Origin of the sequence: Alteromonas sp. KUL106 (assembly GCF_009811415.1) — a bacterium.
In the GTDB taxonomy this organism is placed as follows: Bacteria; Pseudomonadota; Gammaproteobacteria; order Enterobacterales; family Alteromonadaceae; genus Alteromonas.
Window position 1 is genome coordinate 56,633 of sequence record NZ_BLIG01000037.1, and the last position, 12,625, is coordinate 69,257.

A 12,625-nucleotide genomic window follows, 5' to 3' on the forward strand; every position below is an offset into this window, starting at 1 on the left:
CATCGACTCTATTTAACCACTCTCTTTAGAGAATAACAAAGCAAACACTGAAGACACTAAACAAAGCTATCACAATAGTTTTCAAAGATTGCACACAATTGCGGTTTCCCCCACAATAGCTTGTAACGTTCACGTGCTTTCTTAAGTCGTGCGCTAAAACATAGACAAACGACTGCCGTACTATCACGAGCGAATTGGTATTAATAACAAAACGAAAAAATTATCATGAGTGACGAGATCATTATTAATCGCGATGGGGTAGAGCAACTTCCTCTTCGACGTTTCACCGAAGACGCTTATCTTAACTATTCCATGTACGTCATCATGGACCGCGCACTGCCGCACATTTCAGACGGTTTAAAGCCGGTGCAGCGTCGTATTATTTATGCGATGTCTGACTTAGGATTAAGCGCTAACGCCAAATATAAAAAGTCTGCAAGAACCGTGGGTGACGTTTTGGGTAAATTTCATCCCCACGGCGATTCAGCGTGTTACGAAGCGATGGTTCTTATGGCGCAGCCGTTCTCTTACCGATATCCACTTGTTGACGGTCAGGGAAACTGGGGCGCGCCAGATGATCCTAAGTCGTTTGCTGCTATGCGTTATACCGAAGCAAAACTTTCTCGTTTCGCTGAAGTGCTGCTCAATGAACTGGGTCAAGGTACTGTCGATTGGGTACCAAATTTCGATGGAACCTTGGAAGAGCCCAGCGTACTTCCCGCGCGCTTGCCGCATATTCTGCTTAATGGCGTGACTGGCATTGCGGTGGGTATGGCCACAGATATTCCGCCTCACAATGTAAGAGAATTGGCTAATGCGTGCGCCATGTTGTTAGATAACAGCAAAGCTGAGCTCAGTGATGTGCTAGAGCACGTGAATGGACCGGATTACCCCACCGAGGCGGAAATTATAACGCCAAAAGCTGATATTCAAAAACTGTACGAGACTGGGCGTGGTTCAATCAAAATGCGCGCGGTTTATACGGAAGAGAATGGTGATGTGGTGATTACTGCGCTGCCTCATCAGGCGTCAGGGGCCAAGATCCTAGAGCAAATTGCCGCGCAAATGCAGGCGAAGAAGTTGCCCATGGTGAGTGACCTTCGCGATGAATCTGACCATGAAAATCCAACGCGTCTGGTCATTACTCCGCGTTCAAATCGAATTGATGTTACTCAATTGATGCAGCATTTATTCGCCACCACAGATCTTGAGAAAAACTATCGCGTTAATTTAAACATGATTGGTTTGGACGGTCGACCTCAGGTTAAAGACCTGCGCACTATCTTATCTGAGTGGTTGCAGTATCGAAAAGATACAGTGACCCGCCGATTGCAATACCGACTCGACAAAGTGCTCGCGCGCCTTCATATACTTGAAGGTTTGCTGATTGCTTTTTTAAATATCGATGAAGTTATTGAAATTATCCGAACCTACGACAAGCCCAAACTGGAATTGATGTCGAGATTCGGGTTGAGCGATAAGCAAGCGGAAGCGATTTTAGAATTAAAGCTACGGCATTTAGCGAAGTTAGAAGAAATCAAAATAAAGGGTGAGCAGGATGAGCTTGCCGAAGAGCGCGATAAGCTTCAACAGCTTCTGGGCTCAGACCGCCGCTTAAAAACGCTGATCAAAAAAGAAATTCTTGCTGACGCTGAAAAGTATGGCGATGACAGACGTTCACCCATCGTTGAACGTGGGGAGGCTAAAGCCTTATCTGAAAAAGAACTGGTTCCAGCTGAGTCTGTCACCGTGGTGCTGTCAGAAAAAGGCTGGGCTCGCTGCGCCAAAGGCCACGATATAGATGCAGAAGGACTGAGCTACAAAGCGGGTGACGGTTATCTCTCTAGTGCTGAAGGAAAAAGCAATCAGCCAGCTGTCTTCATGGATAGCTCCGGCCGCACTTTCTCCTGTGATGCCCATGGACTGCCTTCTGCGCGCAGTCAAGGAGAGCCATTGACCGGGCGGTTTAGTCTTGTCGGTGGTGAGTCATTCCAGCATGTCATCATGGCGCATGACGAAAGCAAGTTCTTGGTTGGTTCCGATGCAGGCTATGGCTTTGTCGGTACGTTTAAAGACATGGTCAGTAAGAACAAAGCGGGTAAAGCGTATTTGTCGTTACCTACCGCGGCGAAAGTGATGAAGCCAACGCTTGTCACTAACCCTGACTCCGACTGGTGCCTCAGTATCTCTAACGAAGGGCGCATGTTGATGTTTCCGCTACGCGATTTACCAAGCCTAGGCAAAGGTAAGGGGAATAAACTTATCAATATCCCATCTGCAAAATCTCAGTCGCGCGAAGAGTATGTGAAAGTGCTCGCTGTGGTACCTGATGGTGCGGCGATAAAAGTGGGTGCAGGTAAACGGAGTATGACACTCAGCGCCGCTGATCTTACCCATTATCACGGTGAAAGAGGGCGACGAGGCAATAAGTTACCGCGAGGACTTCAGCGCGTCGACTTTGTTGAAGTCGTGATAGCAAGCAAGGATGAGGAAACAGAAAACTAGGGCGTGTTGATCTTCGCTGCAAAAGTGCACGGCAAAGTTCAACATGCCCTAGGCACAAAGTTTTGTTTGTTCTTATGCTTAGGTGGACTAAACTCAACGAAGGATTTGTTGAGGATTATGTATGCTAGGAATCGTTTTTACGTCGTTAATCGATATGTTAGAGGAGAAAGTGTCTCCCGATTTCGCTGACGACGTTATCATGGAAGCTGAACTAGAAAATGACGGCGCTTATACCGCTGTTGGATACTACCCGTTTGAGCAAATGGAGCGCCTGATAGGTGTTTTAGTTGAAAAAACGGGTAAGTCAGCCAATACGTTGCTTTACGACTTTGGCTATTACCTGTTTGGAAAGCTTGGTGCGGTACATGGAGATGTCCTTGCAAACACCAACGATATATTAGGAATGTTAGAGCATCTTGATGGAGATATTCACGTTCAGGTAAAGAAACTTTATCCCGATGCAGACCTACCGCGATTTAAAGTTCTATCTCGCACCGATAATACCATGCGTTTACAGTATTACTCTGAAAGAGAATTATATCCGCTAGCCGAAGGCTTAATGGACGCAGCTGCAGAGTACTATAACTGTAAGTTAGAGAGAGAAACGCATCAACTCGATATCCCACATACATACGAGTTCAGTATTTCTATCGTGTAACTGGAGGCGCAATGGCACAGGACACTTCGTACGACTCGGCTGAACACAAAGCTCGCACTGAGGTAATGGAGCGGCGTTTAAAACGCGAGCGACGGGCGAGGGAGCAGGCAGAACAATTACTACGAGAAAAAACACAGAGCTTGTATGAGGCGCTCAAAGAAAGCCAAGGTGCCCAAAAGGATTTAGAGCTTGCGCTATGGGCTTCCCAAGAGTCGTTCTGGAGCTGGAAAGCGGATACCGACGTCATGGAGATTCGCTCTTTTTCACTGCACAGTGAAAGCGAGTCGACCTGGTCAGGCACCCTAATCCAAATGATGGAGCGAGTGCATGAAGATGACCTTGATGGCCTACAATTTCACTGGACTATGGCATTGCACGGAAACCGCGATCGCATTGAGTTTTCATTTCGGTTGAGACTCACACGTGAGTATCAGTGGGTGAGGTTAAGGGGAAGGGTGCTGAAGCGTGGGCAGACTGATGAAGCCCTACATATTGTTGGCACCACCAAAGATATCACCGCTCAACGCCAGGCCGAGCAATCTTTTCATTTAATGGCCTCGGCCTTTGCTAGCTCACGAGAGCCTATGCTTGTGCTATCGCCTCAACTTGTCATTACAGAGTGTAATGAAGCGTTCATCCAATTACTTGGCGCCTCTGTTAAAGAGCAATGTATTGGGATGGACTTCAATCAGATATTTCTTGCAGAAAAAGTTGACGAAGCAGTGCTTGCAACAAATAAACAAGCACGTTTTGAATCGTCAATAAAGGTACAAAACGGCAAAGTAAAGAGCGTCGATGTTTCCATTGCTTTATTTGAAACTTATCAGCAAACGTCCTCTTACTTAATCGCTACAATGCGCGACATTACCGATAGAAAACGCAACGAAGCGAAGCTGCGCCAACTCGCGCTTAACGACGAGTTAACCGGTCTTTCAAATAGAAATGCCCTGCGCGAGTCTATCTCTCAATTAGTAAAAAATAAGCAACAATTTACTTTAGCGTTTATTGATTTAGATGGCTTTAAAGCGATCAATGACGCTGCGGGACACGAACAAGGTGATGCCGAGTTAAAGCGCGTTGGTACAGTGCTGATGAATCTATTTGAACCTATTGGCAGCGTAGGCCGATGGGGAGGCGATGAGTTTATAGCCGTGCTACCTCGCCAAAAAGTTGAGAATGTGGCAGAAAAATCTACGCAGCTTATTCAGAAAATTGAAGAAAACGTAATACGCACACAGTCTTCACAGCTCAGGCTATCAGCAAGCATAGGCATTGCTGAGTTTCCTGAACACGGCGACAATATAGAAAGCCTGATACAGTGTGCAGATGCCGCCATGTATAGAGCAAAAGAGCTGGGTAAAGGACAGGCATTTATTTACGAAGCGGGGTTATATGAAAGTATGACCCGACAAGTGAGTATGGTGAATGATTTGCGCAGGACAGTAGAAAATCACCTGTTAGATTTTTATATCCAAGGAAAATACGACCTGCGTGGAGAACTGAAAGGGGGAGAAGTGCTATGCAGATGGATATCCGGTCTGCATGGTGTTGTGTCGCCTGCGATCTTTATCCCCATCGCTGAGGAACATAAATTAGATGGTGAGATAGGCTTACAGGCTTTAGAAGCGGCCTGTGACTACATTTCTATTATGGAATCGCAACAAGGTGAGGCAATTCCGCTATCTGTGAATGTGAGTGCTAATCAGATACTCGATCCGCATTTTCCAGAACAAGCGGCTTCTATTTGTGAAAGTAATCATGTATCTCCTGAATATATCGAACTGGAGCTCACAGAATCTGTATTTCTAAAAGATGAAAAAGCAGCATTTAGAGCATTAAATCGTTTACGAGGTTACGGTTTTAGGCTTTCTCTCGACGATTTCGGCTGCGGCTTTTCTTCACTGAGTTATTTGAGAAGTTTTCAGTTTGAAGTGGTTAAAGTGGATAAAAGCTTGGTGCAAGGCATTCACCAAGATAGCAAAGCCAATGCCCTATTCATGGGGTTAGTGGCGATGTTAAGAAGCCTCAAGATAGATATAGTCGCTGAGGGAATAGAATTAGAGTCTTATCTTCCCTTCATGGAACAAGCAGAAATTCAACTGATGCAGGGTTTCTATTTCGATAAGCCTATGCCCTATGACCAGTTTTTAGCAAGGCACACGACAGAACCGAACCGTTGACATCGCTAAGTTAAAAAAAGCCCAATAATGGGCTTTTTCTTACCTAGATACTGTTGCTATTTCGCATTAGTACTTTCAAAGATTTTATCCGCTGATGCAGCAACAAAACCGGTGTAAAGCTTGCCATTAGGCATTTCATAACGTTGCGCAAATTCATAGAAGCAGCTGGGGATCGCGATTGTCTCGTCGCTGAACGCTACATCGGCACGGTCAGCCATGGTTGAAGACTGCGCTAAGAATACGTCGGGCCCGCCTTTGATTTCGCCGCCTGAGGTGTTTAGCACAAAGCCCGCTTCTTTAAGCAATGTATTCACGTCGGTAAGCTCGTCGGTGCGGCTTAAGTGATTTACACTCACAGTGAAGTGGTTTGCTCGAAATCCCCAAGCTGCCATCCACGCAGCGTATTCTGATTCATTGAGCAAGGTGTCGTATTCTGCCTTGGTCACTTCCCAGTGCTTACCTGAGTATAAGAAGTTATCCGCTTCCACTACGGATTCAGGCATTTGATCAACAAGCTTCTTGATAATGGTTTGGGCTGTCTCAGAAAGCTCGTTTACGCGAAGCTCACTGATGAATACCTTAGGCTTTGTATCGTCAGGGTGCTCGTAGTGTTTCGCCGTAAGCTTTTTCGCTTCAAAGTCATAGTCGCCTTTCGCTTCGTAACCAAGCGCTAAGAAGTGCGCAGCAAGTTTGTCTAAGCGTGTTTTATCAAGAGCAAAAGTTCGAAAAGCTACATGGTCATTGACGATGTCGTTCGTATTTTCTTCACCCGCAAGTAGTGCATGAATTTTATGCGCAGACGGGGTGATGGTCACGTAATCGTCCCACATGTTGCTAAACAACGTATCAATGTTGCTATGCATAGCGGTAGGGTCCTTTCTGTCGTTGACTATTTTAGAAACAATAGTTCGTATAGGGTTGTACTAAATTGGCCGACACGTCATTCGTATCGGCCTTTATCTGACGGAATACGTCTTGGCTACATCGACAAGCCTGGGCTCAATTGACCCGGCAACGTCACTTTCTCAAGTTCAACGGATGCAACGGGATAGGCACAGTAATCTGCCGCATAAAACGCGCTTGCTCTGTGGTTACCGCTGTCGCCTATGCCACCAAATGGCGCAGCGCTGCTTGCACCGGTAATAGGCCTGTTCCAGTTAACAATGCCCGCGCGAATGCGTGCGAAGAAGTAGCGATAATCTTCTTCGTTGTCGCCTAATAATCCGGCTGATAAGCCAAAGCTGGTGTTGTTAGCTTCCTCAATAGCCGCATCGAAGTCGCTGTAGCGGATAACTTTGAGCAAAGGCCCAAAGTGCTCTTCGTCTGGCAATGACGACAGCATGTCGGTGACATCGATAATGCCTGGGGTCACAAAGCCTTTGTTTTCGTCTTTCTGCTGAAGACGAACTAACACCTTCCCGCCTAAATTTTCTAGTTCTTGCTGCGCTTTAACCATAAGCGCTGCAGCGTTGCTTGAGATCATCGCCCCCATAAATGGCTGTTCTTCCGCATCGTAATCGCCAACTTTAATATTATTGGTCACTTCGATTAAACGAGCGAGAATGGCATCACCTTGTGCATCGGCGGGCAAGAACAGGCGGCGAGCACAGGTGCAGCGCTGACCTGATGTAATAAAAGCTGATTGAACGATGTCATGTACCGCAGCATCAATGTCAGCCACATCTTTTACGATGAGTGGATTGTTCCCCCCCATTTCAAGGGCCAATATTTTACCGGGGTGCCCAGCAAACTGCTCATGTAAGATTTTTCCTGTACGTGAACTACCCGTAAAGAAAAGGCCATCGATGTCATTGTGCGAAGCTAATGCTTTGCCTGTTTCCACTTCACCTTGCACCAGGTTAAGTACACCAGCGGGTAAACCTGCAGCGTCCCATAACTTCACCATTTCTTGTGCAACCATAGGCGTTAAATCGCTAGGCTTGAACACAACAGTATTGCCGGCAATAAGTGCTGGAACAATGTGTCCATTAGGAAGGTGCCCTGGGAAATTGTATGGACCGAATACCGCCACAACACCGTGAGGCTTGTGGCGAATAAACGCTTTACCTACAGGCATCGGGTTTTCAACATTGCCAGTTCGCTCAAAGTAAGCTTTTTCCGAGATGCCGATTTTACCCATCATGGCACCCACTTCAGTGGCGGTTTCCCATTCTGGCTTACCGGTTTCTTTTGCCATTACCTTTGCGAGATGCGCTTTGGATTCTTCTAGCTTGGTGCCGTAAACCTTTATAATTTCAAGGCGTTCTTCAACGGTTTTCATGCTCCACGCTACAAGTGCTGTGCGAGCGGCGCTGATAGCCTCATCAATTTGAGAAGCCGTTGCAGACTTACCTTCCCAAATCACTTCGTTTTTTGCAGGGTCAACTGACGTTAAGTCGTGACCTTGTCCGGCAACCCATTCACCGTTTATAAAATGTGTATGTAGCATAGCGGGTGTCCTTTTTAATCTCTGAATGTAACGGGGGCGAAGCGAACGTGCTCGCCCTCTTTGACATTCAATGCAGCAGCAGCTTGGCGAGAAAGCACGGCAACTTGCTTTTCTTCGCTTACCGTCATTTCGGTGGCGACTGCACGAAAATCAGATACTGATGTATTGATGATGTAGTGTGTTTGACCTTGAGCCGCCGCAGTATCATCAATGACAACAGGAAGTTTTAAACTTGCCTGAGCGGTGCGGATATGGCTAAGGTTTGCTTCTACCGTCGGGCCTGCATCGAAAATATCTACGTATCCGCGACATGAAAAGCCTTCTTCCTCTAAAAGCTGAAGTGCAGGACGGGTTTTTTCGTGTACCTCGCCAATAACCTCTTGTGCTTCTTTGCTAAGCAAATTTACGTAAATAGGATATTTCGGCATAAGTTCGGCAATAAAGACTTTATTACCAATACCGGTCAAGTAATCTGCTGTTGGGAAGTCCATTGAGAAGAAATGGGTTTCTAGCCACTCCCAAAACGGTGAGCGGCCTTTTTCATCGCTCACACCGCGCATTTCTGCAATCACTGTTTCCGAGAACCGCTCGCGATGCTCCATCATAAACAAGAAGCGAACCTTAGAAAGGAAGCGGCCGTTTATGCCGCCACGGGCTTGCTCACGAAGAAATAGCGTGCATATCTCGGTGACGCCTGTGTAGTCATTGCAAAACGTTAGGATGTCCACTGTATTGTGAATGTTGAGCTCACGCGACGCATGCACAACTTTACTCAGGTGGTAGTGATAGAACGCATCTTCAATGCCGACAGCAGCTTCAATACCGGTTGTACCTACGACCGTACCGGTCGTAGTATCTTCCATAACAAACAAGTACGACTCATCGCCAGGTTCAGTAACGTTTGGTTTGTTGAACGCGGTTTCTGCACGATCAATTTTACGCTGTAAAAGCTCGTCGTTAACGGGCAAAGACGTAAAGCCAATGCCCGATTCAACGGCAATTTCTTTTAACGCGTTGTAGTCGGCCTTTGTGATAGGGCGAATGATATTCATGTTCGCTACTCGTGTTGTAATTATTCGGCGTTTACAACGGCGGCAACGGCGCGCTCAAAACGTGCAAGACCTTCTTTGATGTCTTCATCAGGGATGACGAGTGAAGGCGCAAAACGAATCACATTCATACCGGCTATCAGACACATAAGATGCTCTTTGGTCGCTGCCATCATGAAGTCACGGGCACGGCCCTGGTATTTTTCATTTAGCGCGCAGCCAAGCAGCATGCCTTGACCACGAATTTCCTCAAACACGTTGTACTTCTCGTTGATCGCACCTAATAGCTCACGGAAAAGCGCTTCTTTTTTCAGTACTCCTTGAAGTACTTCAGGCTGATTAATGATATCTAACGCTTTTTCTGCTACCGCACAAGCGAGTGGGTTACCACCGTACGTACTGCCGTGCGTACCAGGCTTCAAGTGTGCCGCAATATCGGCCGTGGTTAACATTGCACCAATTGGGAAGCCGCCACCAAGGGATTTCGCTGTTGTTAAGATATCTGGGGTTACGCCTAGACCCATATAAGCATATAAATGACCAGTACGACCTACGCCTGACTGTACCTCGTCAAAAATGAGAAGTGCATTGTATTTGTCACACAGTTCACGCACGCCTTTTACGAAATCAACATCAGGCGGGATAATACCCCCTTCGCCCTGAAGAGGTTCCATCATTACTGCACATGTTTTATCAGAGATAAGTGCTTCAAATGCAGCAAGGTCATTGTAGTCACAGTGTTCAATCGCGCCTGGTTTTGGACCAAATCCATCAGAGTAGGCTGCTTGGCCTCCTACTGTCACAGTAAAGAAAGTACGGCCGTGAAAACCTTTGTTAAAGGCAATGATTTGGTTTTTATCCTCACCATGCTTATCTAATGCCCAGCGGCGTGCCAGCTTTAACGCAGCTTCGTTGGCTTCCGCACCAGAGTTAGCAAAATAAACCTTGTCAGAGAAAGTGGCATCGTTAAGCTTTTTGGCAAGACGAAGCGCAGGTTCATTTGTGAATACGTTGCTCAAATGCCAAAGTTTGTTCCCTTGGTCATTAAGTGCTTTCACAAGCTCTGGGTGGCAGTGACCTAAAACGTTAACTGCAATACCGCCTGCAAAGTCGATGTACTCAGCCCCATCTTGGTCCCATACACGAGAACCTTCACCGCGCACAGGAACCATATCTGCCGGGTTATAGTTAGGAACCATTACATCATCAAATGTAGCGCGAGTTACGTTCATCTTTGTTACCTCTGCATTGGGCGCTTAATCACACTATGTGGACATGCGTATCGAGAAGGCGGGTTTATATCGATCTTGACCCTTTCACGAAACGCTATTTCAGCGCATAAAAACTAATCGGAATTGATTGACAGTATGCCATTTTTTTTAACATTTGTCTTCTTTCAAAAAGGCTGCAGCCCTTTATTTACAAGGACTGTGGCTTATTTTGCAGGAAAAGTGAATAACTATTAACTACTGGGCTATATCATTTAGTAATAGTTGTTAACACGCACGTAAAAAGGCACGGCGGTGGTATTGAGTGCTCTGTTGGGCGCCCTTATAAAAGGGGGAAGGGACAAAACAACATTGTAACCAATGAGCGTCGAGACGGCGATAGCACGAGAAAACGCGGATTTCGATTTTGCTCAGTGCTGATGTTTGGCAACTTGCATAATAGATGCATGAATATCCACTAAATTTTTAATGATTTTATTCATTTTTCACCAATGGAAGGGTGAAAATATCGACAGATTTAAGTTTTTCGAGGGCGCCAGTAGGGAACTTTTGCTCGTTAAAAAGCGGCGTTACTTCCTTCTTTTCAACCAGTTTAAGTTGGTGCAACATTCTTACCTGCGTGTATGTACGCGATTGATGTAGAACTTTGCAAAGCGTTCCTCGTTCCGCGGGCGCCTTGTTAGCACACGCACGCATAGGAGCCGCTATTGGAAGACGTTTTAATTGCATCGATTCCAATATGTCAGCACTCACTGCGTCAGCAAACTCTTGTTGCATTGCAATAAGGTGATTGGCGGATGGGACGATTTTTAGCAGAGCATCGTGTCGCTTTTGCTCTTTATCTTTTTGACATTCTTGTAAAAGGTGAAGCTGAATTTTGTCAAATAACTTGAAGTAAAGCCGGGTTACCGCACAGCGACCTAAGTTACTAAGAACGCCTAGTGTGTAGGCTTCATTTTTATTGATGTCACTCATGGCCGCTAATCGTTTTGCCGTAAGCGCTACACCCGTAGCGTACTGGACGAGCTTCTGTTTGATCAGAGGGTGAGGATCTGTAATTTGCGGAATGGCGCGTTTTAAAATAAGCGAAGGAATTAATGTACGAAGGTTTTCAATACCTAAAAAGCTAAGTGCTGTTCGCAGAGTTTCCACAATTATGATGCGACCGCGAGAGTCTTTGCGTCGGAACTGAGGAGTATTGACGATGACAATAAGTTCATCAAAGAGCCACGGCATCGTCGCCGCAATAGGTTCCAATTTGGAAACAGAGCACGCTCTTACAGAGAGCGCGTCAAGCAGCTCACCTACATTTTCAGGTAAATTAAGAATGTTTTGAACCAGTTCATCGGTAGCGCTTAATTGTTCAGTCAGTTCTTCTAGCAGCACTTCATGAAGCTGGTGGCTAACTGATTCAAGGTAAGATGCCTCTGTTTTTGCCTGCAGTCGTTTATTTTCGATCGCGATTTTTTCGACGTTGAGAAGCAATCTGCGCGCATCGCCTTGTTCAGATTGTTCAAAAGTGACTTCACCAACGCGACGTTTCCCTAGCATTTCGAGTACCCGCTCGGGCGAAATGAGCATATTTTCAAAACGATCATCAATAGTGGGCGATGTCGTTGCACCCATTGTCATAGTAAAAGCTCTCCTGCTCATAACTTTTTGGTGAACGGCAATATTATCGTACATCAGGGGCCTTATCGTTTTCTTATCAGCAATGCATTAACTGATGGTTAACTTCAAGGACAATACAGTCCCTTGCAATCATTGATTACCCGTACGCTCTACATTTCATTTTTTATCTGAACTGCCAATACAAAACAGATTGAAGAAAGTTAAACGAAAAATCAGTAAATTGCGAGCAGTACTGCTCGGGAAGCATCACCCTTTACACTATAAGAGCGTATCGGCCCAACTCCAAATATCTTAAGGGGTTTTGAACTGTAAAAAAGCGTCTAATACACTGTGGCCATGCTCAGTGAGCAGAGACTCAGGATGGTACTGCACCCCCCAAATAGGGTGGAGCTTATGTGAAACTGCCATAATTTCCTTTGTACCATGAGCGGTTTCACACCATGCATCAACACGAAGTGATAAGGGCAGCGTCGCTGGCTCTAATACCAATGAATGATAGCGTGTGACGTTAAACGTTGTGGGGAGTCCTTTGAATAGACCGGTATTGCTATGGGTTAAAGACGAGACTTTTCCATGTTTAATTTCTTGTGCGCCAACCACATTAGCACCGAACACCTGCCCAATGGCTTGATGACCTAAGCAAACACCGAGAATAGGAATTTTGCCGGCAAAGTGTGAGATAGCAGATAAACTGATCCCCGCTTCATTGGGTGTACAGGGGCCCGGCGAGATAACAAGCTGAGAAGGGGCTAAGCGCTCGATATCACTGAGGGTTAGCGCATTATTTCGAACCACTTCTACGCTAGCGCCAAGCTCTGTGAAGTAACGGGCGAGGTTATGGGTAAATGAATCGAAGTTATCAATTAACAGCAACACAGCAGCGCTAATCCTTGGTATTTCTCATGTGCGATGCGCAGGCGTGT

The 12,625-nt window shown here is 46.1% G+C and carries 9 protein-coding genes; 3 read left to right on the plus strand and 6 right to left on the minus strand.

Going from position 1 to position 12,625, the window contains the following annotated elements:
- Positions 1–225: 225 nt before the first annotated feature.
- From parC to GVO63_RS13380, 3 genes are all read left to right on the plus strand, one after another.
- Positions 226–2,505, plus strand: a complete 2,280-nt coding sequence (gene parC / locus GVO63_RS13370; RefSeq protein ID WP_159580504.1) for a DNA topoisomerase IV subunit A — start codon at positions 226–228, stop codon at positions 2,503–2,505.
- 121 nt (positions 2,506–2,626) lie between these two features.
- The gene (locus GVO63_RS13375; protein ID WP_159580506.1) at positions 2,627–3,163 is read left to right on the plus strand and encodes a heme NO-binding domain-containing protein; all 537 of its coding nucleotides are present in this window, start codon (positions 2,627–2,629) and stop codon (positions 3,161–3,163) included.
- A gap of 11 nt (positions 3,164–3,174) precedes the next feature.
- On the plus strand, positions 3,175–5,343 hold the full coding sequence (locus GVO63_RS13380) for a bifunctional diguanylate cyclase/phosphodiesterase (RefSeq protein ID WP_159580508.1): 2,169 nt from the start codon (positions 3,175–3,177) through the stop codon (positions 5,341–5,343).
- 56 nt (positions 5,344–5,399) lie between these two features.
- On the opposite strand, the gene GVO63_RS13385 is transcribed toward GVO63_RS13380, so the two are convergent.
- From GVO63_RS13385 to GVO63_RS13410, 6 genes are all read right to left on the minus strand, one after another.
- A complete protein-coding gene (locus GVO63_RS13385; protein ID WP_159580510.1) occupies positions 5,400–6,206 on the minus strand; it encodes a DUF1338 domain-containing protein in 807 nt (268 codons plus the stop codon).
- Between the two features lie 116 nt (positions 6,207–6,322).
- Complete coding sequence (gene astD / locus GVO63_RS13390) at positions 6,323–7,792, minus strand: succinylglutamate-semialdehyde dehydrogenase (protein WP_159580512.1); 1,470 nt, start codon at positions 7,790–7,792, stop codon at positions 6,323–6,325.
- Between the two features lie 14 nt (positions 7,793–7,806).
- Positions 7,807–8,844 carry an arginine N-succinyltransferase gene (astA, locus tag GVO63_RS13395; protein ID WP_159493157.1) on the minus strand — a complete coding sequence of 346 codons (1,038 nt, stop codon included), beginning with the start codon at positions 8,842–8,844 and terminating at the stop codon, positions 7,807–7,809.
- Positions 8,845–8,864: 20 nt separating this feature from the next.
- Positions 8,865–10,073 (minus strand): aspartate aminotransferase family protein, encoded by a 1,209-nt coding sequence (locus GVO63_RS13400; protein ID WP_159580514.1) that lies wholly within the window; start codon positions 10,071–10,073, stop codon positions 8,865–8,867.
- Positions 10,074–10,544: 471 nt separating this feature from the next.
- On the minus strand, positions 10,545–11,702 hold the full coding sequence (locus GVO63_RS13405) for an HDOD domain-containing protein (protein ID WP_159580516.1): 1,158 nt from the start codon (positions 11,700–11,702) through the stop codon (positions 10,545–10,547).
- 291 nt (positions 11,703–11,993) lie between these two features.
- Positions 11,994–12,578 carry an aminodeoxychorismate/anthranilate synthase component II gene (locus GVO63_RS13410; RefSeq protein WP_159580518.1) on the minus strand — a complete coding sequence of 195 codons (585 nt, stop codon included), beginning with the start codon at positions 12,576–12,578 and terminating at the stop codon, positions 11,994–11,996.
- Positions 12,579–12,625: the final 47 nt, after the last annotated feature.